Source organism: Tessaracoccus sp. MC1679, assembly GCF_014164775.1.
Taxonomy (GTDB): domain Bacteria; phylum Actinomycetota; class Actinomycetes; order Propionibacteriales; family Propionibacteriaceae; genus Arachnia.
In genome coordinates, this window is record NZ_JACJGB010000001.1 from 34378 (window position 1) to 56557 (window position 22180).

Consider the following 22180-nt stretch of genomic DNA (forward strand, 5'->3'; position numbering starts at 1 on the left):
TCGAAGTACTCAGTGTCAAGGCGATGGTCGCCTGAACAGCACTTCGAAAGGACCACTCCATGAAGCTCTCCCGCCTCTTCGTCGCCGGCTCCCTCGCCTTGGCCGCCACCGTCGGCTCCGCCGCCCTCGCCCACGCCGAGGATCACACCTCCACCATCTCCATCCTGCACGGCGTCCCCGGCGCCACCGTCGACGTCTACGCCAACGGCGCCGAGCTGCTCACCAACTTCGCCCCCGGCACCCTGACCGACCCGCAGGAGCTCCCCGAGGGCACCTACGACCTGAAGGTCGTCGCGGCCGGCGCTGGCGCCGACGGCGCTGCGGTGATCGAGGCCAACGACGTGGCGGTTCCCGCCGGCGCGAACATCACCATCGTGGCCCACCTCAAGGCCGATGGAAAGCCCACCCTCACCCCCTTCGTCAACGACACCTCCGCCTCCGACAAGGGCGCCCGCCTGACGGTGCGCCACGTGGCTGCCGCACCCGCGGTCGACGTCCGCGCCGGCGGGGCGGTCGCGGTCCCGGGCCTGGAGAACCCGAAGGAGGCCAAGCTCAACATCGCCGCGGGCATGGTTGCCGCCGACGTGGTGGCCGCAGGCACCGACACCGTGGTCCTCGGCCCCGCCGATCTCGACATCAAGGCCGGCATGAACACCATCGTCTACGCCTGGGGCTCGCTCGAGGGCAAGAACCTCGCCCTGGCCACGCAGACGGTCAAGCTGACCACCGGCATGCCGAGCACCGGCGCGGAGGGCCCCGCGGACACCTCGTTCCTGTCCCTCGCGGCGGCGTCGCTCATGATCGCCGGGGTGGCCACCACGGTCGTCGCCGCCCAGCGCTCGCGGGCCCGCAGCAACTCCTGACCCCCGATCAGCGGCTCCCGCCCCCTCCACATGGTTCCCAGGGGCGGGAGCCGCGCCCCGTCTGTCCCGTCCGCCGCATGGCGTGTGCAAGACTGGGCCCGTGATCGTCGAAGCTCCCGCTACCCCCATCGGGGTCCTGGCCACACGCTTCGCGGCCGGGGACGAGTCGGCGCTCCAGGAAGCGTTCACGCGGTGGTCGCGGCTCATCCACACCATCGCACGCAGCTCACTCGGTTCTTCGGATGACGCCGACGACGTGACGCAGCAGGTCTTCATCGCCGCCTGGAACTCGAGGGCCAGCCTCAGGGCGAGCGACGAGTCCCTTCCGGCGTGGCTGATCGGCATCTGCCGGCTCAAGGTCATCGACGCTCTCCGGGCCAGGACGCGTGCGTTCCGCAAGGACGAGGCCATGACGCAGGAGGCGTTCGCCGGGGATCCCCCCATCGAGGCGGCCCGGGTGGACGAGGTGATCGACTCGGTCATCATCCATGACGCGCTGGCTGCGCTCGGAGACCCCCGGGCAACCATCCTCCGCCTGGTCTACCTGGAGGATCGCACCCACGACGAGGTCGCCAGGCGGCTTGATCTGCCGCTGGGAACCGTGAAGAGTCACGTCAGACGAGGTTTGGAAAGGCTGAGAGCAGTGTTCGAGGAGGTGGACGCAGCATGATCGAGCGCGAGAGTTTCCCGTTGGACGCAGTGGCTGACCGCTTCCGCCGCGCTGCCCGCGCCGAACCCCAATGGTCGGATCCCGGCGACGGCACCTGGGACGCCATCGCGGCCGCCACCGGGGTCGCGGCGGCACCGGGCCCACCAACGCCACCCGAGCCTGCGTCTGCCCCGAGCGTCGGGATCGGCCGCCGGGAGTGGCTGTTCGGGCTGGGCGGCGTCCTCCTGGGCGCAGCCGCCGGCGCCACCGGGATGTGGGCATCAGGTGGGGCGGCAGAGCTGGGCGACGCGGTGCGTCGCGCCGTCCTCACCCCCCTGGACCGCCCCGATGAGGAGCTCGGCCGCGCGGAGTTGCTCCGCCGCAGCGCCGGCTACAGCCTGGCGGTCGAAGTGCCCGGCGGGGTGAACAACCCCAACGGCTACGTCGAGGTCTGGCTGATCAACATCGACCTCGCGCGCATGATCTCGGTGGGCGTCTTCGCCGCAGACGAGGTGGGCCGCTTCACCATCGACCCGTCGCTGATCGAGTCGGGCTATCTCATCGTGGACCTCTCCAACGAGCTGTTCGACGACGAGCCCCGTCACTCCGGCGACACGATCATGCGCGGAGAACTGCAGCTCTGACCCTGGTGCGCTACACCCGGGACCAGAGCGGCGTCTTCAGCTCGTTGTAGTCGGTCACCGGGTCGAAGCACACCGTGCCGCGGCACACGTAGACCGCGTGCTCGGTGCGGTGCTCGAGGTGCGACCCCCAGCCGTCCGCGCCCTCGGACGCCGTCAGCACCACCGACCCGGGCGGGGCCAGCCGCCACGCGGCGCGGGCCAGCTCGTCGAACGGGTCAGGGCTCACCACCACCGCGACAGCGGGCTTCAGCCCTCGGCGCGCCTCGTCCGACATCATCAGGTCGGCCAGCGCCGCGCCCGCGAACCGGGGGGTCTCGGCAACCGCGACCCATGTGGTCCGGGCGGCGGCCTCCGCCCTGTCGACGAGGTCCTGCCGCTCGGCGAGCAGGCCCACCACCCGCAGCGCCGCCACCAGGGCCGACGTGCCGCTGGGCGTGACGCTGTCGGTGAAGGAGCGGGGCCGGTCGAACAACCCGGTCTCCGCCGCGTCGTAGAACCCGCCGTCGGCGTGGCCGAACAACTCGACGGCGCGGTCGGCCAGCGCCTCCGCCCGGCGCAGCCATCGGGCGTCCCCCGTCGCCCCGGCCAGCAGCGCGAACGCCTCGGCAACGGCCCCGAAGTCCTCCGCGACACCCACGCCCTCGCCCGCGACACCCTCGCGCGAGGAGCGCCGAAGGTCGCCGTCGGCCAGGTGCACCGCGACGAGGTGCTCGGCGGCTCTCACCGCCAGCTCCAACCACCCCGGCTCGTTGAACACCATTGACCCGGTCACCAGCGACGAGATCATCCAGCCGTTCCAGGCGGCCACCACCAGCGCGTCGGAACCGGGACGGAAGCGGGTGCCGCGCTCCTCCAGGAGGACTGCGGCCACTTCCTCAAGCTTCGCGAAGTCCGGCCGTCCGCGGAGCTGCAGCGTGGACAGCCCGTCCTCGAACGTGCCGCCCCTGGTCACGTGGAAGACCTCGGAGGCCCACTCCCCCAACTCAGGGCCGAGCGCGTCGTCGAGCAGTTCCGGGTTCCAGAGGTAGAAGATGCCCTCGTGGACGGCGCCTCGGATGTCGCAGGAGTCGGCGTCGAGCCCGCTGATGAAGGCACCCTGCTCGCTCACCATCTCCCGCTCCAGCCATTCAACGATGCCGTAGGCGGTGCGCTCGAACAGCGCCCGCAGGCCGGAATCGTGGTCTGCGGTGCGGCGCCAGCCGCGCACGTAGGTGCCCAGCAGCAGCGCGTTGTCGTAGAGCATCTTCTCGAAGTGGGGCACCACCCAGCCGGCGTCGACGGCGTAGCGGTGGAAGCCCCCGCCCACCTGGTCGTAGATGCCGCCGCGGGCCATGGCCTCGAGGGTGCGCTGGGCGAGCTCGAGCGTGCGCGGGTCGCCCTTGACCAGGAGCGCGTCGATGAGGGTCGGGGCCGGGAACTTGGGCTGATGCCCGAAGCCGCCGTGGATGAGGTCGAAGGAGGACTCGACGGTGTCGACCGCCTGGCGCAGGTCCGGCGCCGTCTCCTGCACGGGCGCCTCGTGGCCCTTGAGCGTGGCGACGATGTGGTCGGCCGAGCCGATGATCGTGTCGCGGCGCGAGCGCCACGCCTCCGCCATCGCCTCGAGCACCTGGCGCAGCGAGGGCTGTCCGCCCTGCGGCTCCGGGGGGAAGTAGGTGCCGGTGAAGAACGGGGCGCCGGAGGGCGTGAGGAATGCTGTCATCGGCCAGCCGCCCGACCCTCCGTTCATCGCCTGGGTGGCAGTCATGTACACCGCGTCGACGTCGGGGTGCTGCTGTCGGTCCACCTTGATGGCCACGAAGTGCTCGTTGAGGTAGCGGGCGATCTCGGGATCGTCGAACGACTCGTGGCTCATCACGTGGCACCAGTGGCAGGAGGCGTAGCCCACGGACAGCATGATGGGCCGGTCCAGCTCGACGGCTGCGGCGAGGGCCTCCGGGGACCACTCCCACCAGTCGATGGCTTGGCGTGCGTGCTGCAGGAGGTAGTCGCTGGCGGACTGGGCGAGGCGGTTGACCATGCGCGTAAGCGTATCGGCCGCCGCCACGGGAGTCGCGGCGGGTACCCTCCCCCGGTATTGTGCGCCGGCTTGCCCCGTCCGACACACTTGAGTCATGCCCCAAGCACAGGCCTCACCCCCCACGCTGTCCCGCGCCCTCGTCGTCGTCGGCGGCCTGCTGGCCCTGATGTGGGGTCTGGAGGTGATCGACGTGTTGACGCTCAACAGCCTGGACAATCTCGGCATCGAGCCACGCCAGACCAGCGATCTGCCCAACATCCTGGTGGCACCGTTCCTGCACTTCGGATGGCCTCACCTGATCGGCAACACGCTGCCCTTCCTGGTACTCGGCGTCCTCACCTACCTCGCCGGAGTGGTGCGGTGGGTGGTGGCCAGCATCACCTCCGTGCTGACCTCAGGCCTGGCGGCCTGGTTCCTGTCCCCGGTGGGCACCATCACCGCCGGGGCCTCCGGGGTCATCTTCGGCTGGCTCACCTACCTCCTGGTGCGGGGGATCTTCAGCGGCAGGCCCGGCCAGATCGCCATCGCGGTGGTGGTCTTCCTCCTCTACGGCTCCGTGTTGTGGGGGGTCTTCCCGACGGCGCCTGGGGTCAGCTGGCAGGCTCACCTGGGCGGGGCCATCGGCGGCGTGGTCGCGGCCTGGCAGCTGCACCGTCGCCCGGATCAGCAGCGCGCCTAGATGTAGAACTCGGGCGTGGTGGGGAGGTCGCGGAGGCCGGCGAAGAGGTCGGTCTCCGGGATCATCGTCGGCACCTTGGAGATCACCAGCTGGTAGTCCTCCGTGGGCCAGCCCGCCTGCTGGATGGCCAGCGGCACCGTGAACCATGGCCCGTCGGGGTCGATCTGGGTGGCGTGTGCCCTCAACGCCTCGTCGCGGGCCGGGAAGTACTTCGAGCACTCGACGAACGTGGTCAGCCGTGCGTGTGAGTACGGGTCGTCGTCGCGGGCCGGAACCTGGTAGTCCAGCCCGCTCTCGTGCATCGCCATCTCCAGCATCTCGTAGCGACGACGGTGGAAGCTCATGTGGTAGTACAGCTTGGCCGCCTGCCACGCCTCGCCGTGCTCGGGCCAGGCCTCCGGGTCCGCGGCCGCGCGGAACGCCTCCACCGTGATCCGGTGGCACATGATGTGATCGGCGTGCGGATAGCCGCCCCGCTCGTCGTAGGTGGTCACGACGTGGGGCCGGAACTGGCGGATCACCGCAACCAGGCGCCCCGCCGCGACCTTCGGGTCCTGCAGTCCGAAGCACCCCTCCGGCAGTGGCGGCGGCGGATCCCCCTCGGGGAAGCCGGAGTCCACAAATCCCAACCAGACCTGGCTGATGCCCAGGATCTCCCTGGCCCGCTCCATCTCGCGCCGCCGGATCTCGGCGATGTTGGCCTCCACGAACGGGTCTCCCGCGAGCTTCGGGTTGAGCACCGAGCCCCGCTCCCCTCCGGTACAGGTGGCCACCATCACCTGAATTCCCTCGTCGACGTACCTGAGGGTGGTGGCCGCGCCCTTGCTGGACTCGTCGTCGGGGTGGGCGTGGACGTGCAGCAACCGCAGCTGGGTGGGCTCGGGGCCTGGCATGCCCCGTATTGTGGCAGGCGCGGATGGCCGGCCGGCGCGGGCAGGGCACAATGGACGGCGTGACCAGCCAGGACGAAGCCCGCATCGCCGCCCGCTACCCCAGGCGTTCCGCCGTGGATTACCTGATCGGCGGCGGGGCCGCCCTCGCCGTGCTGGGCGTCATCGTGCTGGTGGTCGTCACCGGGATCACCCGGGCCAACCCGCCTGTGGCCGCCATGGTCCGCGACTTCGACGTCATCAGCCCCACGAAGGTTGTCGCGGCGCTCGTGATCCAACGCACGGATCCCTCCACGCTGGTGGAGTGCAGCATCTACGCGCAGGCGACCTCCTACGAGAAGGTCGCCGAGCAGCTGGTGAAGGTCCCGGCCGGCACCGAGGTACTCACCACCGTCGAGGTGACGCTGACCACGGTCAAGGAGGCCACGAGCCTCAGCATCGAGGGGTGCCGCGCGGTGGGCTGATAGGCTTGCTGAATGTCTGAAACTTCTACCGACGTGGTCTGGCTCACGCAAGAGGCCTACGACAAGCTCGAGGCCGAACTCAACAATCTGAAGCTTGTGGGGCGCCCGGACGTGACCGCACGCATCGCCTCTGCCCGCGAGGAGGGCGACCTCAGCGAGAACGGCGGCTACCACGCCGCCCGCGAGGAGCAGGGCCAGATGGAGGGGCGCATCCGTCAACTCGAGCACCTGCTGCGGCGCGCCCAGGTGGGCGAACCGGAGGGCGCGCACGACGAGGTGGCGCCGGGAAAGGTGATCACGGTCGCCTACGACGGCGACCCCGACGACACCGAAACGTTCCTCCTCGGCTCCCGCGAGATCCTGGGCTCTGATTCCTCCATCAGCCACGCGGTGTCGCCGCAGGCGCCGCTCGGCGCCGCCGTCGTCGGCGCGAAACTGGGCGACGAGGTGCGCTACGAGGCGCCCAACGGCCGCGAGATCATGGTCGTGGTGACCGGGATCACCACTCTCTGACCCTTACCCGAGCAGCTGGGCCGCCACCTCGGCGCTCAGCTCCCCCCGAGCCACCCGCGCCAGGATCTGATCCTGTGCGCTCGCCGACGGGGGCGCCTCCGACGGGGACGCCTCCGATGTGGGCGCCTCGTCGGTCGGCGTGAGGCCCAGCTTGGCCAGCACGGCGTCCAGACGGGCCCTCGCCGTCGGGTAGGAGACCTGGAGATGCTTCTCCACCTCACGCAGGTTTCCCCGGGAGCCGAGGAAGACCCGAAGCAGGCCGAGGTCGGCCTCGCTCAGCGCACAGAAGTCACATCCGGCGAACTCGCCGGCGATCTCGGTGCCGCACTGCAGGCATCCCTTGCGGATGGTGATGAGCGCTTCCCCGCACACGGGGCAGTCCGCGGGGGCGTGGTACAGGTGGCGTCCGGTCATCTCAGTCCTCCGACCTGATGGTGGCCATGCCCATCACGACGGCCACGTCGAGCCGCGCCGAGCCGTTGCCGACGACATATTCGTCGACGCCTTCGCCGCCCCCTGGCCAGGTGATCCTGCCAAGGCGCGCCTCGCCACGGATGGTGACGTTGGCGCCCTTCGTGAGATGGACCGTGAGGGTGCCGGACTCGACCCTGAGTCGCGACCGACCCATGCTGATGGGGCCACTGATGCTGATCCCGCCGGCCTGACTCAGCAGGTCCTCCACCTCGTGCACGTCCTCAAGGCTCGAGCCGCCGGCCGTCACCCTGATCCGTCCCAGCCTCGGCACATTCAGGGTGCGCAGCCCGCCGGTGGTGACCTCCGCATCGACGATGAGCTGAGGGTTGACGCGGATGGTGAGTTCCTTGCCCAGCCCGATGTCGCGGAGATCGTCGAGGTTGCGCGGTGGCCGGATCAGGGAGAATCCCTGGAAGCTGGGGCCGAACTCGCCGGTGGAGTTGACCTCCATCACCGTGCCCACGCGGCGCAGGACGTGCGGGCCGTCGATGGTCAGCGTCGAGACGGTGGGGTCTCCCTCGATCCGCACCCGCCGGCCCACCGCGGTGACAGAGATGCGCGCCAGCCCGCCGGCCTTGGGACCGCCGGGGGCGGAGTTGTCCGCGGGTGTGTCGCGGGGCGTGTCCTGCGGGGTCGTCGGGGCTGCCGCCGCCTTCGCTGCTTCGATGCGGCGGCCGGCTTCGGCGGCGTCGATGCGCCCGGCGGCCAGGTCGTCCAGGATAGGACCGAGATCGGGGTTGGTCATGCCTAATGGTAAGCCTGCTTTCCATATTCGGAAGGCCCGGTTGCCATTTACCGGGGGAGGGTCAGGTGCATCCCTGGGCGACTCACGGGGCGTGGGTGTGTGCCAGAGTTGGTCACATGCCGAAGCCGCTCGCCGAACTCGTCGCTCCGGACTGGGCCGCGGCCCTCGCCCCGGTGGAGGACCGCATCGCCGCCATGGGCGCCTTTCTTCGGGAGGAGGTGGCCGCGGGACACGGCTACCTGCCGGCCGGGGAGAACATCCTGCGCGCGTTCACGCGCCCGCTCGCGGAGGTGCGCGTGCTCATCCTCGGGCAGGACCCCTATCCCACCCCCGGCAACGCCGTCGGCCTGTCCTTCTCGGTGGCCCCGGAGGTCCGCCCCCTGCCTGGCAGCCTGGTCAACATCTACCGTGAGCTGAAGGCGGACCTGGGCATCGAGCCGGCGCCCCACGGGGATCTGACGCACTGGTTCGAGCAGGGCGTGCTGCTGCTCAATCGTGTGCTGACGGTGCGGCCCGGCGCGCCCGCGTCGCACAGGGGCAAGGGCTGGGAGGAGGTCACGGCGTGCGCGGTTGAGGCGCTGGCGGCCCGGGGCGGCCCGCTGGTGGCGATCCTCTGGGGACGGGACGCGCAGACGGCCCGCCCACTGCTGGGCGAGGTGCCGGTGCTGGCCAGCGCCCACCCGTCGCCGTTGTCGGCCAGGAGCGGCTTCTTCGGGTCGCGGCCCTTCAGCCAGGCGAACCTCCTGTTGGACGAACAGGGCGCCGCCCCCATCGACTGGCGCATCCCATCCTGAGCCCTTGGGGGGCCGGTTAGCATCGTAACCATGGAGATCGACGTCCTCGCCTGGCTCAACGCCCGCCGCGGCCACCCGCAGATGGTGTCGGAGGCCGATGCCCTCGCCGGCCGAAGCGCCCCCGTGCTGTCCCCGATGCCCGTCCACGAGGTGCTCGGCCTCCCCCTCGACGAGGTACCCGCAGGCTGCGAGGTGGCCTACTTCGCGCTCGGTTGCTACTGGGGTGAGGAGCGGCTGTTCTGGGAGACCGAGGGCGTGATCAACACCGCTGCCGGCTTCATGGGCGGCTTCACCCCCAACCCCACCTACAAGGAGACCTGCACGGGCCTCACCGGGCACACGGAGACGGTGCGCGTGGTCTTCGACCCGACCCGCGTCTCGTTCGAGGACCTGCTGAGGCTGTTCTGGGAGAACCACGACCCCACTCAGCTCAACCGACAGGGTAACGACGTCGGCACCCAGTACCGCTCGGCCGTGTTCGCCGTCGACGACGCCCAGCGCGAAGCGGCTGAGCGCACGCGAGCCGAGTTCCAGGCCCGCCTCACCGAGGCCGGATACGGGCAGATCACCACGGAGATCACTCCCGGCGCCACCTTCTACTACGCCGAGCGTGAGCATCAGCAGTACCTGCACAAGAACCCCCACGGGTACTGCCCCAACCACGCCACCGGCGTGCGGTGCGGCCCACGGGCCTGACCTGTGGAGTGGGTGCCCCCCGGCCCCTTCTACACTGGCGCCATGAGGACGTGGCGGATCGGGGCGGTGGCGCTGCTTGCCCTCGTCGCCGGCTGCACAGCACCCGCCCCCGGTCTGACCGGTAGCGGGTCCCCCACACCGGACATTCCGTCAGCCAGCCCAACCCCCTCTGCCACGGCGTCGTTCACCGGGAGGCCGCTGCCTGACAGCTACTTTCCCTTGGACTTCACCGTCACCGTGCCCCTGGCGGACGGCTCCGCGGGAGAGGTGGTCGCCGAGTTGCACCGGGTTGCCGGGGGCCTTCCGGTACTCAAGGTGGACGTGACCGCAGACGCGGCCACGCTCAGCGCGCTGCTCCCCGACCTGTCTGTGGCCACCTACCAGTGGCGCGACGGCACGATCAGCCGGGTGGACTCTGACGTGCAGTACTTCGAGCAGGCCACCTTCGACCCCGAGGATTTTCCCGTGGATTCGGTGGGGCGGATGTTCGACATCGCAGACCTCCGCGGGGTCCGCGGAGACCTGGTGCTGCAGATCGTGGACTACCGCGACGGCCAGGTACTCATGACCGTCACGTCCAGGCCCGAGTCCGAGACCGTCTTCTTCCGGCAGGACGGCACCGCGGTGGCCGTGCTGGGCATGACCAGCGTGGCGGACATCACCTCGGGCATCGAGGAAGTGATCGGGGAGGACCTCGAGGCCTACGCCGTCGGGTTCAACGCCACCCGCGGCTACTGGGCCGACCTTCCCGATGCGGAGGGCGGGGTGGTGCTGAACCGGGCACGCGTGGGCGCCGTCCCCGTCTTCGAGACCCGCCGCAACGACTCACCCACCGTAGCCACGTTCGACCCATCGCTGATCCAGGCTGCCGCGCTCGCCAAGGCGGTGGCCCAGTTCCAGACCACCCCGGAGGAGCAGTGCGACGTCGTCATCGACATGAGCCTGCAGCGCTCCGCGCCGGTGGTCAAGGTGGACTGCCAGGGCGAGCTGCACTACGCGGACCTCGAAGGCCGCGACATGACGGCGCTCGTCGACTGAACGCGGGCCCTACTGCCCCAGGTCGTCGGTGGAGAAGGTGTCGCACACATTCGGATCGCCGCTGTTGAAGCCCTTGGCCACCCACAGCTGGCGCATCTCGGACGAGCCATGGGTCCAGCTCTCGGGGACCACACGGCCGCCCTGTTGCTGCTGGATGTGGTCGTCCCCGACGGCCCGCGCCGCGTCCACGATGCGGTTCAGGTCGTCCTGGGTGATGGACTCGATCGGCGACTCGGGATCCTGGAGCGTATTGGCGAACCACACCCCCGCGTAACAGTCCGCCTGCAGCTCCAACCGGACCTGGCCCGAGGTGGGGCCGGAGTCGTTGCCCATCGAGCGGGCCTGCTGCATGGTGCCGGTGAGGTTGGAGATGTGGTGGCCGTACTCGTGCGCGACGATGTAGGCCTCTGCGGCATAGCCCCCGGCTGCGCCGAGCTGGTTGAGCAGGACGCCCATGAACTCCGTGTCGATGTAGATCGTCTGGTCGCCTGGGCAGTAGAACGGGCCCATCTCGGAGGAGCCGGTGCCGCAGGCTGTGGCCACCTGCCCGCTGAACAGCTGCGTGGTGGCCGGGCTGTAGCCCTCGACGACCTGGCTCCAGTAGTTCTCGATCGCGACGACATAGGCGGGCCAGCGACATTCCGGGTTGCTCTCGATGTCCGCCCCGGTCTGGCAGTCCGGATTCGGTTCGACCTGCTGGGGCGCCGCCTCACCGCCGCCGAGGATGTCGTCCGGATTGATGCCCAGGTTGCCGCCGCCGAACACCATGAGCAGAATCGCGATGATGAGGCCACCGAGCCCGCCGCCGACCGCCAGGCCACGGCCGCCGCGCCTGCCCCCACCGCCGCCGCCGTAGCGAATGTTGGCGTTGTCGATTCGGGCATTGTCACGAAACTCCACGGCGCGCCTCCCTCAACTCTGTTCCGCCATACTAACCGCCGGCCGTCATCGCGGCGCTCAATCGCGCCCGGGGGCACCGTCTAGACTTGTCCAATGCGCGTCGTGGGGGTCACCAGTCCAGTGGGGGCGCCGGTGATCAGCTACCACGTGGAGCACGGGCAGCACCCGAAGGTGACCATGTTCGACCACGGCTATGTGCCGATCCGGCCCCTGTCCGCCACCATGCACGACGGCGAGATCTTGTTCACCTGGCTGGTGCGCGACGTGTGCGCCGCGGATCACCGCCCCCTCGAGCGGCACACCGTGTACGTGGCCTCCTCGAGTGAGACCCCGCACCGGCATCAACGGATCGGCGCCTACGCGCTCGTGGTCTCCGACCGCGGCCTCCTCGGCACCATCAATTCCTCCGTCACTGCGGCCCCCGGCACCTGGGCCCTGCCCGGCGGCGGCGTGGACCCGGGCGAATCACCGGCGGACGCCGTGCTGCGGGAGGTGTTCGAGGAGACGGGCCAGAACGTGGTCATCGACAGGGTGTTGACCCTGGAGTCCGAGCACTGGGTGGGGCGCTCATTGGCGGGGCGGCTGGAAGACTTTCACGCCCTCCGCGTGGTCTACGGGGCCACATGCGAAGCACCCAGCGACCCCGTCGTCCACGATGTGGGTGGATCGACGCAAGGGGCCAGCTGGGTGCCGACGCGCTCCTGGCGCTCACTGCATTGGACCAATGGCTCGCGGACGCTGCTCTCGCAGTACGCCCGCAAGCTCAGCCGGCCTCAGTTCCTGAAGTAGCTCATGATGCGCAGGATCTCGGTGTACAGCCACACCATGGTGACCGTGATGCCGAGGGCCGCGCGCCACGATTCCTGAGCCGGGGCCTGGGCGGCGATGCCGCGCTCCACGGAATCAAAATCCACCACGAGGCTGAGCACGGCCAGGATGACCGCGATCACGGAGATGCCGATGGACAGCAGGCCGGCGCCCGAGCCGATGTCACGGATGCCGAGGTTGATGCCGAACAGCGCAAGGACGAGGTTGACCAGGAACACGGCCGCCAACGACGCCGTGGCGATGAACACGACCTTGCGGAACTTCGCGGTGACCCTGATGTTGAAGAACTTGTACGCCGCGAGGGTGGCGCCGGCTGTCACGAAGGTGGCGAGCACGGCGGAGACCACGATGCCGGGGTACATCATCTCGAACAGGAGCGAGAACGCGCCGACGAAGACGCCCTCGATGACGGCGTAGAACAGCACGCCGCCGATGGGGAGCTTGGCGCGGCCGGCCACCATCAGTACGGTCACGAACCCGACCAGGGCCGAGACGATGACCGCCGGGTACAGCAGGTTCGGCGGCATGAACATGAAGGTGGCGATCGCGGTGACGAAGACCACGCCGAGCATGATGGCCGTCTTGGCGATCACGTCGTCGAGCGTCATCACGCCGCCGGTGCGGACCGGCTGCTGGTAGGGGGCGGTGGCCGGCGGCGGGTACTGGGAGTACTGCTGCTGGTCATAGCCGTAGGTGGGCTGCTGCGGGGCAGCGTTGCGGGTGAAGGCGTCGGGGCGCCCGATGATGGGATTTGCCATGTCACTTGCTCTTTCTGGGTGCAACCCGAGGAGGAGGCTGTCGATCTCCATGGTACCGAGAGGCGCAACCAAAGCTGTGCTTCGCCCACTCGGGCGCGGCGTCGCCACCCCCGTGCCAGGATCGTGGGTATGCGAACACCTCAGAGCGCGACCCTGACGTTCCTCGGGGCCGCCGGCACCGTGACAGGCTCGAAGTACCTCCTGACCATCGATGGGCGACGCATCCTCGTCGACGCGGGCATGTTCCAGGGGGAGAAGCAGTGGCGCACCCAGAACTGGGCCCACTTCCCCGTCGATCCTGCCTCGATCTCCGACGTGCTCCTCACGCACGCGCACGCCGACCACACCTCCTACCTGCCCGCGCTGGTCAAGGACGGCTTCCGCGGGCCCATCTGGTGCACGGAGGCCACGGCCCGGCTGGCGGAGATCATCCTTCGGGATTCGGGGCGGCTGCAGGAGCAGTCCGTGAGGGACGCGCTGAAGGGCGGCTACTCCAAGCACGAGCCCCCCGAGGCGCTCTACACCAGCGCGCACGTGGAGGACACGCTCCCGCTGATGCGCCCGGTTCCTTGGGATGAAGACGTGGATCTCGACGGCGTCCTGGCACGCTGGGTCCGCGCCGGGCACATCCTCGGCTCGGCGAGTGTCCACGTGAGCTTCGGCGGGCGGAGCGTCCTGTTCTCCGGGGACCTCGGCCGCCACGATCACCCGATCCTCAAGCCCCGTGAGACCCCGCCCGGCGCGGATGTGGTGCTGTGCGAATCCACCTACGGAGACCGGGAACATCTCGAGCCGGAGTTGGCGCACGAGCCGTTCGCCGAAGCAATCAGGCGCACCGTCGCCCGGGGCGGCCAGGTCGTGGTGCCGGCCTTCGCGATCGACCGGACCGAGACCGTGCTGCATGCCCTGGTGCAGCTGACCCGAGAGGGACGGATCCCCCAGGTGCCCGTGGTGGTGGACGGGCCGATGTCGATCGCGGCGCTGGCCGTGTACGCCGATGAGTCGCTGGGCGAGCTTGCCGACGACATCACGTTGGCCGACTTCACAGACCTGGACCTCAGCGAGGCACGCGAGGCCAAGGACTCGAAGAAGCTCAACCTTCGCACCGAACCCATGATCATCGTCAGCTCGTCGGGCATGGCCGAGGGCGGCCGCGTGCTCTATCACCTGCAGCGCCTCCTGCCGGATCCCCGCAACACCGTGGTCCTCACCGGATTCCAGGCCGAGGGGACCCGTGGCCGCGCGCTGGAGGACGGAGCCCGCACGGTGAAGATCAACGGGCGCTACGTGCCCGTCAAAGCCGAGATCGTCCGCGACCACGAGTTCTCCGTGCACGGTGACGCGTCGGACCTCCTGGACTGGCTGCGCGCCCTGGGCAGGGAGCCGGAGACGGTCTTCGTGACACACGGCGAACCGGCCGCCGCCGCCACCTTTGCGCGGCGGATCGAGGACGAGCTGGGGTGGGTGGCCGTGGTGCCGAGATTCGGAGAGGTGGTCAGCCTCTTGGCCGACGCCGCGGAGCCAGAGGACGTGGACGCCACGGCCTGACCGTGCCCTCGACGGGATTCGAACCCGCACTGAAGCGGGTTTAAGCCGCCTGCCTCTGCCAGTTGGGCCACGAGGGCGCGCCGGCGAGTTTATCCCCGCGACGGCGCGCCTGCGTAGCGGCGTGCCCAGTCCCCGCTCTCTGAGGGGCCGCCCGCGTAGCGGCGTGGCCTGTTTTCCTATCGCTCCCTGAGGAGGGCCGCTCGCGGAGCGGCGTGGCCGGTCTCCATCGCTCCCTGAGGAGGGCCGTCCGCGGAGCGGCGTGGCCGGTCTCCATCGCTCCCTGAGGAGGGCCGCCCGCGGAGCGGCGTGGCCCGTCTCCATCGACGCTCCCTGAGGAGGGCTGCCCGCGGAGCGGCGTGGCCCGTCTCGAAGGGTTGTGACTACCACCTTGACGCAGTTCATGTGGTCGGGTGCGGTGAGCCGTGAGGCGACGCCCGGGCGGCCGTTGTCCAGGGTCTCGATGTACCGGCCAGCCGGGTCGGTGGTCGGGTGGTGAGGCCGCCCGGGCCTCGCCTCCCGACTCCCCGCACTCGTCCTCCTGTGGCGTTGCCAGGTCCCAGGTGCGTGCCGGCAGGGCGGCGTTGGGGACGGGTCTGCTCGAGCGGGATGCCGGTCGGGTGATCGTCGGGTTGGGCACCGCTGCGCAGTGCCGCCCTGCCGTCCCCCACCCTCTCGGCAACCATCAGACCTCTGTTCGCTGAAAGGCCGCGAAGCGGCCTCGAAGCCTCAGAAACGCAAGCTGACAAGCCAACTCACCCACCACGTCGAGCCCCGCCACCCGCGCCGCACCCCCAGAAATCTCTTCAAAGAATTTTCGCCAGGCACCCTCCTGGGAGCCAAAAATGTCAGAGGTCGGACATAGCGTGGAACCCATGAAGGACAAGGCGCGTGAGATCGCGGAGCAGTTGCGCTCCGCCGACGAGTTGCGTCGTTTCGCCGAGGCCCAGACCCTGACCTTGCTGTGTGATCTGGCGGACCACTACGAGGTGGACTATGACCAGGTGTTGGAGGTGCTGGCTGAGCGCAGGGTGGTGGTCGGGGGTATCGGGACCCCTGCGGTGTCGGAGTTCATCGGCCTGGAACTTGCCGGGCTGCTCCGCTGCCCACCCATCGTCGCCGCCTCAAAACTCGCCGACGCTTTGAGCTTGAAGCATCGCCACCCCCGGCTGTACGCGGCGGTGCAGGAAGGCCGCATTGAGGCCGGGCGGGCCTGCAAGGCCGCCGACCTGTGCCGCGAGCTACCCGCCGAGGGGGCCGACGCCGTCACCTCAGGCAACTGGAGAGGGGACGGTCCTCGCCCGCGTCGCGAAGCAACCGCAGGACGTCTCCAAGGATCGAGAACCCGCGGCCAAACGCAAGGGTGAGGGACGGCAGGGCGGCACCGCGCCGCGGTGCCCAACCCGACGATCACCCCGCTGGCATCCCGCTCAAGCAGACCCAACCCCAACGCCGCCCTGCTGGCACGCATCCGCGACCGGCACCGCCACCGGCACGACGAGTGCGGGGAGACGGGAGACGATGCCCGGTCGGCCTCAACCACCCGACCACGGTGTGACCAGTAGCCCACAACCAGACTCTGGATCACGGCCGACCGGGCATCGTCTCCCGGCTCACCGCACCCGACCACCAGATCCCGTGAAGGTGGTAGTCACGACCCTTCGAGACGGGCCACGCCGCTCCGAGGGCGGCCCTCCTCAGGGACCGGGAAAGGACCGGCCACAGAAAAGCTGGAGCTGGCCGTCCACATCCACGCCGACGCCCGCGGCCACCTAGTCGGCGCGGCCCGCATCGATCGGGCCGGGGACATCACCACCGCCCTGCTGGTCGAACTGCTCCCCGGGTTGGATGTCACGGTGCAGCCTGTGATCGATCTGCCCGAGATCCCCGCCGAAGACCACTACGCCCCATCGGCCGGGTTGAAGAAGGCCCTCCTGCTGAGCATGGACCACGAAATGTTCCCCTACTCCACGCGCCGAGCCAACGGCCTGGACCTCGACCACACCCAACCCTTCACACCCGGCCGCCGAAGGCAGACCCGAAGCGGGAACCTCGCCCCCCTCACCCGACGCGTCCACCGCGCGAAAACCGCCCGCACCTGGCGCGCCGACCAACCCAGACCAAGCCAGCTCCACTGGTCCAGCCCCCTCGGCTACCGCTACGACGTCACCCCCAACGGCACCCGCATGCTCGCCTAGCCGGAGGGCTGCATCGGGCTGCCGCTAGGCTGGGGGTGTCCACCCATCGGAGGGAGCTGCCGTTGACTACGTTCTTGATCATCGGCGCTGTGGGCATCGCGCTTGTGCTGGTGACCCTGATCCTCGGTGATGTGCTCGACGGAGCGCTCGGCCTCGACGCCTTGGACAGCGATCTGTTCTCCATCTCCAGCATCGCCGCGTTCGTCGGCGCCTTCGGGTTCGGCGGCGCACTCTCGCTGGCCCTGGTGCCCAACACGCTGCTGGCCGTCGTCGTGGGAGCCGGCATCGGCTCCACCGCCGCCTGGGGTGCGGTCTGGCTCACGCGAGCCCTGCGCTCCGGTGAGGACACCGCGACCTTCCGGTCGGACTCGATGATCGGCGCCACGGCGCGCGTCATCACCCCCATCCCCGAGGGGGGCTTCGGTGAGGTCCACCTCACGGCGAGCGGACACGTCCGCAAGTTCAGCGCCCGCTCCGAGCACCCCGTCGACGCGGGCACCGACGTGTGGATCTCCGGCATCGTGTCCCCCACCGCCGTCGAGGTCACGCCCACGGCCCCCACCCCAGAACTGGAACCCTGACCGAAAGGCCCGTCCCATGCCACCAGTGTTGACCGCCATCGCGGGGCTCATCGCCCTGCTCCTCCTCGTGGGGCTGCTCATCGCGAGCCGCTACAAGGTAGCCAAACCCAACGAGGCCTTCATCATCACCGGCCGCAAGGGCAAGGAGGTGCGCAACCCCGAGACCGGCCTGGTCTCCACGGACCTCAGTGGCCAGAAGGTGGTGATGGGCGGCGGCGTCTTCGTCGTCCCGTTCATCCAACGCCTCCACGTGCTGGACCTGTCGTCGCGACGGATCATGGTGACCATCCGCAACGCCGTGTCCGGGCAGGGGATCAAGCTCAACGTCGACGGTGTGGCCATCGTCAAGGTGGGCGGCAATGAGGACTCCATCCGCGCCTCAGCCCAGCGCTTCCTCTCCCAGCAGGACGAGATCGAGACGTTCACCCAGGAGACGCTCGCGGGCTCGCTGCGCTCCATCGTCGGCTCGCTGACCGTGGAGCAGATCATCCGCGACCGTGCGGCCTTCGCGCAGCGCGTCACGGACGAGTCCGAGTCCTCGCTGACCGGCCAGGGGCTGGTGCTGGACACCTTCCAGATCCAGGACATCACCGACGACGGCACCTACCTGTCGGACCTGGGGCGCCCCGAGTCCGCGAAGCTGGGACGGATGGCCGCGGTCGCGGAGGCGGAGGCCCGGCGCGAGGCCGAGCAGGCGCAGATCGCCGCCGAGCAGGAGATCGCCATCGCCAACCGTGCGCTGGTGCTCAAGCAGGCCGAGATCCAGGCCGAGACCGACGCGGCACGCGCCCAGGCAGCCGCAGCCGGCCCGCTCGCCCAGGCGGACCGGGACCAGTCCATCCTGATGGAACAGGAGAAGGTGGCCGTGGCCCAGGCCGCACTGAAGGAGCGCCAACTCGACACCGAGGTCCGCCGCCCTGCGGACGCCGAGCGGTACCGGATCGAGACCGCCGCGGAGGCTCAGCGCAACGCCGCGATCTTCGAGGCCGACGCCCGCAAGGCGGCCTCCATCGCCAACGCGGAGGCCGAGGCGGAGAAGGCACGGCTCAGCGGCGTGGGCGAGAAGTCCCGTCGCTCGGCGCTGGCCGAGGCCGAGGCCATCGAGGGCGCCAGGCGCGGCGAGGCCGAGAAGGCCCGGCGCGTCGCCGAGGCGGACGCCGTGCGCGCCGAGGGCGAGGCGCAGGCCGCTGCGGTGCTCGCCGTCGGCCAGGCCGAGGCCGAGGCCATGGACAAGCGGGCCGAAGCGTTCGCGCACTACAACGACGCGGCGGTCCTTCAAATGCTGATCGAGGTGCTGCCTGAGATCGCGGAGAGGGTCGCGGCCCCGATGGCCAACATCGAGACCCTCACCGTGGTCTCCACCGAGGGTGCCTCCGCGCTGCCCAAGGCGGTGGCCAGCAACATGCTGCAGACCCTGCAACTGGTGAAGGACACCACGGGCTACGACCTCACCACCGTGCTGGAGGGCTTCACGCAGAAGGAGCAGAGCGCCCAGCCAGTGGAGGGCTAGCCGCCGAGCAGGCCCAGCGCGATGCCGTCGAGGATGTCGGTCTCGCTGACCAGCACCGCTCCCCCGGGCACCCGGCGCGAGATCTCGTCGAGGATCAGGCCACCGGCGCCGAGCACGGCCGCCCGGAGGGGGTGCATGCACGGCTCGGCCGCGGTCTCGGCCGCGGTCTGGGCCAGCCACCGCTCCACGGTGCGCTCGATGTCCGCGCGGCTGAGCAGCGTCTCGTGCACCGCCTGCCGGGAGTACTGCTGAAGCCCCAGGACGGATGCGGCCACGCTGGTGACGGTCCCCGCGACACCGATCGCGGAGGCCAAGGAGTCGAAGTCCACCCCCGCACCGTCGAGGAGGCTCCCCACGTGGCGGCGGGCCGCGGCCACCTCGTCGGGCGTGGCGGGGTCCGAGGGCATGAGCCGCTCGTTGACCCTCACGGCGCCGACGTCGAGGCTGACCGCCGAGGCGACGCTCGGCCCGTCGTGCACGACGATCAGCTCCGTGGAGCCGCCTCCGATGTCGAAGACGAGCGCCGGGGTGGCGGCCTCGACGCCGCTGAGGACGCCCGTGGTGGACAGTAGTGCCTCCTCGTCGCCGGAGATGACATCCACCTCCACGCCAAGTCTGTCGCGGACATTGCGCTCGAACTCCGCCCGGTTGCTGACGTCGCGCGCGGCCGAGGTGGCCACGAAGCGCACTGCGCCCACCTGGTGGAGCTCGATGATGCCCGCGTATTCCTCGAAGATCACGTTCGCCCGCGCCAGCGCGTCCGGGTGGAACTCGCCTGTGGCGTCGACCCCCTGCCCGAGGCGCGCCAACCGCACCTCGCGCGCCAGCTCGACGACAGTGCCGTCGGCCTCCTCCCGGAGGATGAGTAAACGGATGGAGTTGGTGCCGCAGTCGATGGCAGCGGCGGTGGTCATGCGTCCTCCTGGAGGCAGGGGGTGGTCCAGAACTCGCCCAGCAGCGCGAGCGCCTCGTCGCCGAGGGGATTGACGCCCGGTCCGGCGGCGAGGGCGTGCCCGACCAGCACGTGCAGGCACTTGACGCGGGTGGGCATCCCCCCGGCCGAGATGCCCTCGATCTCCTGGACGTGCCCCAGCTCAGCGCGGTCTGCGAGGTAGGCCTCGTGGGCGCTCCGGTAGCGGGCCGCCAGGTCATCGTCCTCGGCGAGGCGCTGCGTCATCTCCGCCATCAGGCCGGAGGCCTCGAGGGTGGAGCATCCGGCGACGGCGCGCTGGCAGGTGAGGTAGTAGGTGGTGGGGAACGGCGTCCCGGTGGGCAGGCGCGGGTGGGTCTTGACCACGCCGGGCTTTCCGCACGGGCAGCGCCACGCCACCCCAGCGACCCCGCGTGGCTCGCGTCCGAGCTGTGCTTCGACCGCGGCGAGGTCCGCCTCTGTGGGCTCGATCATTGGCAGGGACTCCTAGCTTTCGGGCTCTGGGCTGGGCGCGACGGTCCGGTCCGGGTCAGCCGCGGGCGCGCTCTCCTCGACGGGCTGGTCCGCGAGCGCCACCGAGCCCCACATCCGCTCCCACCACAATCCGGTGCCCGCCGGGTCTGGGGCCTCGATGCTGGCACCGTCGAGCGGCTGCCCGTCCGCGCCGATCACCCGGTACCCCACCTCGCCGGGCATCACCCAGCCGAGCCGCACCCGCGCGACGGCGCGCACGTACTCGGGGTCGTTCCAGCGGTTGAGCTTGTCCTCCAGGTCCGCGATCTGCTCCTGCTTGAGGGCGATGTCCGCCCGGACGGCGGCGATCTCCTGGGACTGCGCGAAGTACACCCGCAGCGAGTGGGCCAGCACCAGCCCCACCCCGGCAACGACGACGAGGAGGATGGCGAGCCGCCAGGTGGCCGACAGAGCCCGCTGCGCGCGCGGCAGCGGACCCGGCTTCGGATCGAGGGCGGCCTTGGCCTCGGTGTCGGGCAGCGGCTCCACGCGCGGGCGCTGCACACGCTCCCCCGGACGCGCAGTGGTCCGGGCCCGCGGGGTTCCGCGACCCGGACCACTGGTGGTCGGTTTGTTCCGAGGAGTCTGAGGCACTGATCCAGTGTGCCGGATCAGGCCCTCAACTCAGCCCTTGAAACGCGGGAAGGCCGAACGACCGGCGTAGACGGCCGCTTCGTCCAGGTCGTCCTCGATGCGCAGCAGCTGGTTGTACTTGGCCACGCGGTCCGTCCGGGCCGGGGCGCCTGACTTGATCTGGCCGCAACCCAGGGCGACGGCGAGGTCCGCGATGGTGACGTCCTCGGTCTCGCCGGAGCGGTGCGACATCATGGTGCGGTAGCCGTTGCGGTGGGCGAGGTCGACTGCGTCGATGGTCTCGGTGAGCGATCCGATCTGGTTCACCTTCACCAGCAGCGCGTTGGCGGTGGCGGTGTCGATGCCCCGCTGGATGCGGGTGACGTTGGTGACGAAGAGGTCGTCACCGACGATCTGGACCTTGTCGCCGAGGCGATCGGTCATGGCCTTCCAGCCGTCCCAGTCCTCCTCGTTGAGCGGATCCTCGATGGAGACCAGCGGGTAGGCGTCGACGAGTTCGGCGTAGTAGTCCACCATTTCGTCGGCCGTCTTGGTGGCGCCCTCGAAGGTGTAGCCACCGTCCTCGAAGAACTCGGACGCGGCCACGTCCAGGGCGAGAGCCACGTCGACGCCGGGCTCGTAGCCGGCCTTCTTGATGGCCTCGAGGATCAGGTCGAGAGCTGCACGGTTGGACTCGAGGTTGGGGGCGAACCCGCCCTCGTCGCCGAGGCCGGTGTTGAGGCCCTTCTCCTTCAGGACGGACTTCAGCGCGTGGTAGACGCCGGCGCCCATCTCGACGGCCTGAGCGAAGCTCTCGGCGCCGATGGGGGCGATCATGAACTCCTGGATGTCCACGTTGGAATCGGCGTGCGACCCACCGTTGAGGATGTTCATCATGGGGACGGGAAGGATGTGGGCGTTCGGGCCGCCGACGTACTTGTACAGCGGCAGGCCGGCCTCTTCGGCCGCGGCGTGCGCGACGGCCAGGGACACGCCGAGGATGGCGTTGGCGCCGAGCTTGGCCTTGTTGTCCGTGCCGTCGAGCTCCAGCATGGCCATGTCCACCAGCCGCTGCTCGGAGGCGTCGATGCCGAGGATCTCCTCGCCGATCACCTCGGTGACGTTCTGGACGGCGGTGAGGACGCCCTTGCCGCCGAAGCGACCCTTGTCGCCGTCGCGGAGCTCAACGGCCTCAAAGGCGCCTGTGGAGGCACCCGACGGGACGGCGGCGCGGCCGCTCGCTCCCGAATCAAGCTCGACCTCGACCTCGATGGTCGGGTTGCCTCGGGAATCGAGGATTTCGCGGGCCTGGATGAATTCGATGGATGCCATGTGCTCCCTTTCAAGAGTGGTTCTCTTTCGTGGCCCAGCCTA

25 protein-coding genes and 1 tRNA gene are annotated in these 22180 nt (G+C 69.9%); 15 read left to right on the forward strand and 11 right to left on the reverse strand.

Annotated elements, in window-relative coordinates; translation table 11 throughout:
- Nucleotides 1-59: 59 nt before the first annotated feature.
- The 3 genes from H5398_RS00210 (at nt 60) to H5398_RS00220 (ending at nt 2156) form a co-directional block, all read left to right on the forward strand.
- On the forward strand, nt 60-863 hold the full coding sequence (locus tag H5398_RS00210) for a DUF4397 domain-containing protein (RefSeq protein ID WP_182781825.1): 804 nt from the start codon (nt 60-62) through the stop codon (nt 861-863).
- 100 nt (nt 864-963) lie between these two features.
- A complete protein-coding gene (locus tag H5398_RS00215; RefSeq protein ID WP_220489026.1) occupies nt 964-1533 on the forward strand; it encodes a sigma-70 family RNA polymerase sigma factor in 570 nt (189 codons plus the stop codon).
- Complete coding sequence (locus tag H5398_RS00220; protein WP_182781824.1) at nt 1530-2156, forward strand: anti-sigma factor; 627 nt, start codon at nt 1530-1532, stop codon at nt 2154-2156. Before H5398_RS00215 ends, H5398_RS00220 begins: the two co-directional genes overlap by 4 nt.
- A 10-nt stretch (nt 2157-2166) precedes the next feature.
- On the opposite strand, the gene H5398_RS00225 is transcribed toward H5398_RS00220, so the two are convergent.
- Nucleotides 2167-4176, reverse strand: coding sequence for a thioredoxin domain-containing protein (locus H5398_RS00225; RefSeq protein ID WP_182798571.1), 2010 nt, complete (start codon nt 4174-4176; stop codon nt 2167-2169).
- 94 nt (nt 4177-4270) lie between these two features.
- Here H5398_RS00225 and H5398_RS00230 point away from each other — a divergent pair, with 94 nt between their 5' ends.
- Nucleotides 4271-4855, forward strand: a complete 585-nt coding sequence (locus H5398_RS00230) for a rhomboid family intramembrane serine protease (RefSeq protein ID WP_182781822.1) — start codon at nt 4271-4273, stop codon at nt 4853-4855.
- On the opposite strand, the gene mca is transcribed toward H5398_RS00230, so the two are convergent.
- A complete protein-coding gene (gene mca, locus H5398_RS00235; RefSeq protein ID WP_182781821.1) occupies nt 4852-5748 on the reverse strand; it encodes a mycothiol conjugate amidase Mca in 897 nt (298 codons plus the stop codon). The genes H5398_RS00230 and mca overlap by 4 nt on opposite strands.
- Nucleotides 5749-5807: 59 nt before the next feature.
- Between mca and H5398_RS00240 the strand changes: the two genes are divergently transcribed.
- Nucleotides 5808-6209 carry a DUF4307 domain-containing protein gene (locus H5398_RS00240; RefSeq protein ID WP_182781820.1) on the forward strand — a complete coding sequence of 134 codons (402 nt, stop codon included), beginning with the start codon at nt 5808-5810 and terminating at the stop codon, nt 6207-6209.
- A 12-nt stretch (nt 6210-6221) separates the two neighbouring features.
- Nucleotides 6222-6722 (forward strand): transcription elongation factor GreA, encoded by a 501-nt coding sequence (gene greA / locus H5398_RS00245; RefSeq protein WP_182781819.1) that lies wholly within the window; start codon nt 6222-6224, stop codon nt 6720-6722.
- A 3-nt stretch (nt 6723-6725) separates the two neighbouring features.
- Here greA and H5398_RS00250 read toward each other — a convergent pair whose 3' ends face one another.
- Nucleotides 6726-7136: a DUF2089 domain-containing protein gene (locus H5398_RS00250; RefSeq protein ID WP_182798572.1), complete on the reverse strand. Its 411-nt coding sequence runs from the start codon at nt 7134-7136 to the stop codon at nt 6726-6728.
- Between the two features lies 1 nt (nt 7137).
- Nucleotides 7138-7941: a hypothetical protein gene (locus tag H5398_RS00255; protein WP_182798573.1), complete on the reverse strand. Its 804-nt coding sequence runs from the start codon at nt 7939-7941 to the stop codon at nt 7138-7140.
- Between the two features lie 116 nt (nt 7942-8057).
- Between H5398_RS00255 and H5398_RS00260 the strand changes: the two genes are divergently transcribed.
- The 3 genes from H5398_RS00260 to H5398_RS00270 are packed head-to-tail and all read left to right on the forward strand — an operon-like array spanning nt 8058 to nt 10469.
- On the forward strand, nt 8058-8735 hold the full coding sequence (locus H5398_RS00260) for a uracil-DNA glycosylase (RefSeq protein ID WP_182798574.1): 678 nt from the start codon (nt 8058-8060) through the stop codon (nt 8733-8735).
- Between the two features lie 30 nt (nt 8736-8765).
- A complete protein-coding gene (msrA, locus tag H5398_RS00265) occupies nt 8766-9431 on the forward strand; it encodes a peptide-methionine (S)-S-oxide reductase MsrA (RefSeq protein WP_182798575.1) in 666 nt (221 codons plus the stop codon).
- A gap of 42 nt (nt 9432-9473) precedes the next feature.
- On the forward strand, nt 9474-10469 hold the full coding sequence (locus H5398_RS00270) for a hypothetical protein (protein WP_182781814.1): 996 nt from the start codon (nt 9474-9476) through the stop codon (nt 10467-10469).
- 9 nt (nt 10470-10478) lie between these two features.
- Here H5398_RS00270 and H5398_RS00275 read toward each other — a convergent pair whose 3' ends face one another.
- Nucleotides 10479-11369 (reverse strand): neutral zinc metallopeptidase, encoded by an 891-nt coding sequence (locus H5398_RS00275; RefSeq protein ID WP_182781813.1) that lies wholly within the window; start codon nt 11367-11369, stop codon nt 10479-10481.
- A gap of 93 nt (nt 11370-11462) precedes the next feature.
- On the opposite strand from H5398_RS00275, the gene H5398_RS00280 reads away from it, so the two are divergent.
- On the forward strand, nt 11463-12158 hold the full coding sequence (locus H5398_RS00280; RefSeq protein ID WP_255443428.1) for an NUDIX hydrolase: 696 nt from the start codon (nt 11463-11465) through the stop codon (nt 12156-12158).
- Here H5398_RS00280 and H5398_RS00285 read toward each other — a convergent pair.
- Nucleotides 12143-12955: a Bax inhibitor-1/YccA family protein gene (locus H5398_RS00285; protein ID WP_182781812.1), complete on the reverse strand. Its 813-nt coding sequence runs from the start codon at nt 12953-12955 to the stop codon at nt 12143-12145. The genes H5398_RS00280 and H5398_RS00285 overlap by 16 nt on opposite strands.
- Before the next feature lie 129 nt (nt 12956-13084).
- Between H5398_RS00285 and H5398_RS00290 the strand changes: the two genes are divergently transcribed.
- Nucleotides 13085-14503: an MBL fold metallo-hydrolase RNA specificity domain-containing protein gene (locus H5398_RS00290; protein ID WP_182798576.1), complete on the forward strand. Its 1419-nt coding sequence runs from the start codon at nt 13085-13087 to the stop codon at nt 14501-14503.
- Between the two features lie 3 nt (nt 14504-14506).
- On the opposite strand, the gene H5398_RS00295 is transcribed toward H5398_RS00290, so the two are convergent.
- Nucleotides 14507-14580 (reverse strand) — tRNA-Leu (locus H5398_RS00295).
- Nucleotides 14581-15375: 795 nt separating this feature from the next.
- Between H5398_RS00295 and H5398_RS00300 the strand changes: the two genes are divergently transcribed.
- The 4 genes from H5398_RS00300 to H5398_RS00315 all read left to right on the forward strand — a co-directional run bounded on the left by H5398_RS00300 (nt 15376) and on the right by H5398_RS00315 (nt 18789).
- The gene (locus H5398_RS00300) at nt 15376-15867 is read left to right on the forward strand and encodes a hypothetical protein (RefSeq protein ID WP_182798577.1); all 492 of its coding nucleotides are present in this window, start codon (nt 15376-15378) and stop codon (nt 15865-15867) included.
- Nucleotides 15868-16356: 489 nt separating this feature from the next.
- On the forward strand, nt 16357-16698 hold the full coding sequence (locus H5398_RS00305; RefSeq protein ID WP_182798578.1) for a hypothetical protein: 342 nt from the start codon (nt 16357-16359) through the stop codon (nt 16696-16698).
- Between the two features lie 62 nt (nt 16699-16760).
- Nucleotides 16761-17279 carry an NfeD family protein gene (locus H5398_RS00310; protein ID WP_182781808.1) on the forward strand — a complete coding sequence of 173 codons (519 nt, stop codon included), beginning with the start codon at nt 16761-16763 and terminating at the stop codon, nt 17277-17279.
- 16 nt (nt 17280-17295) lie between these two features.
- The gene (locus H5398_RS00315) at nt 17296-18789 is read left to right on the forward strand and encodes a flotillin family protein (protein ID WP_182781807.1); all 1494 of its coding nucleotides are present in this window, start codon (nt 17296-17298) and stop codon (nt 18787-18789) included.
- Here H5398_RS00315 and H5398_RS00320 read toward each other — a convergent pair.
- The 4 genes from H5398_RS00320 to eno form a co-directional block, all read right to left on the reverse strand.
- On the reverse strand, nt 18786-19703 hold the full coding sequence (locus H5398_RS00320; protein WP_182798579.1) for an exopolyphosphatase: 918 nt from the start codon (nt 19701-19703) through the stop codon (nt 18786-18788). The genes H5398_RS00315 and H5398_RS00320 overlap by 4 nt on opposite strands.
- Nucleotides 19700-20194, reverse strand: coding sequence for a DUF501 domain-containing protein (locus H5398_RS00325; protein WP_182798580.1), 495 nt, complete (start codon nt 20192-20194; stop codon nt 19700-19702). Before H5398_RS00325 ends, H5398_RS00320 begins: the two co-directional genes overlap by 4 nt.
- A 12-nt stretch (nt 20195-20206) precedes the next feature.
- Nucleotides 20207-20737 (reverse strand): septum formation initiator family protein, encoded by a 531-nt coding sequence (locus H5398_RS00330; protein WP_182781804.1) that lies wholly within the window; start codon nt 20735-20737, stop codon nt 20207-20209.
- Between the two features lie 120 nt (nt 20738-20857).
- A complete protein-coding gene (gene eno / locus H5398_RS00335; protein WP_182781803.1) occupies nt 20858-22138 on the reverse strand; it encodes a phosphopyruvate hydratase in 1281 nt (426 codons plus the stop codon).
- Between the last annotated feature and the right edge of the window lie 42 nt (nt 22139-22180).

Excerpts from the sequence above, each read along its gene's own strand:
- H5398_RS00210 (WP_182781825.1), top strand. The coding sequence starts at position 60 with ATGAAGCTCTCCCGCCTCTTCGTCGCCGGCTCCCTCGCCTTGGCCGCC.
- H5398_RS00220 (WP_182781824.1), top strand. The coding sequence starts at position 1,530 with ATGATCGAGCGCGAGAGTTTCCCGTTGGACGCAGTGGCTGACCGCTTC.
- H5398_RS00225 (WP_182798571.1), bottom strand. The coding sequence starts at position 4,176 with ATGGTCAACCGCCTCGCCCAGTCCGCCAGCGACTACCTCCTGCAGCAC.
- H5398_RS00230 (WP_182781822.1), top strand. The coding sequence starts at position 4,271 with ATGCCCCAAGCACAGGCCTCACCCCCCACGCTGTCCCGCGCCCTCGTC.
- mca (WP_182781821.1), bottom strand. The coding sequence starts at position 5,748 with ATGCCAGGCCCCGAGCCCACCCAGCTGCGGTTGCTGCACGTCCACGCC.
- greA (WP_182781819.1), top strand. The coding sequence starts at position 6,222 with ATGTCTGAAACTTCTACCGACGTGGTCTGGCTCACGCAAGAGGCCTAC.
- H5398_RS00250 (WP_182798572.1), bottom strand. The coding sequence starts at position 7,136 with ATGACCGGACGCCACCTGTACCACGCCCCCGCGGACTGCCCCGTGTGC.
- H5398_RS00255 (WP_182798573.1), bottom strand. The coding sequence starts at position 7,941 with ATGACCAACCCCGATCTCGGTCCTATCCTGGACGACCTGGCCGCCGGG.
- H5398_RS00260 (WP_182798574.1), top strand. The coding sequence starts at position 8,058 with ATGCCGAAGCCGCTCGCCGAACTCGTCGCTCCGGACTGGGCCGCGGCC.
- msrA (WP_182798575.1), top strand. The coding sequence starts at position 8,766 with ATGGAGATCGACGTCCTCGCCTGGCTCAACGCCCGCCGCGGCCACCCG.
- H5398_RS00270 (WP_182781814.1), top strand. The coding sequence starts at position 9,474 with ATGAGGACGTGGCGGATCGGGGCGGTGGCGCTGCTTGCCCTCGTCGCC.
- H5398_RS00280 (WP_255443428.1), top strand. The coding sequence starts at position 11,463 with ATGCGCGTCGTGGGGGTCACCAGTCCAGTGGGGGCGCCGGTGATCAGC.
- H5398_RS00285 (WP_182781812.1), bottom strand. The coding sequence starts at position 12,955 with ATGGCAAATCCCATCATCGGGCGCCCCGACGCCTTCACCCGCAACGCT.
- H5398_RS00290 (WP_182798576.1), top strand. The coding sequence starts at position 13,085 with ATGCGAACACCTCAGAGCGCGACCCTGACGTTCCTCGGGGCCGCCGGC.
- H5398_RS00300 (WP_182798577.1), top strand. The coding sequence starts at position 15,376 with ATGAAGGACAAGGCGCGTGAGATCGCGGAGCAGTTGCGCTCCGCCGAC.
- H5398_RS00315 (WP_182781807.1), top strand. The coding sequence starts at position 17,296 with ATGCCACCAGTGTTGACCGCCATCGCGGGGCTCATCGCCCTGCTCCTC.
- H5398_RS00320 (WP_182798579.1), bottom strand. The coding sequence starts at position 19,703 with ATGACCACCGCCGCTGCCATCGACTGCGGCACCAACTCCATCCGTTTA.
- H5398_RS00325 (WP_182798580.1), bottom strand. The coding sequence starts at position 20,194 with ATGATCGAGCCCACAGAGGCGGACCTCGCCGCGGTCGAAGCACAGCTC.
- eno (WP_182781803.1), bottom strand. The coding sequence starts at position 22,138 with ATGGCATCCATCGAATTCATCCAGGCCCGCGAAATCCTCGATTCCCGA.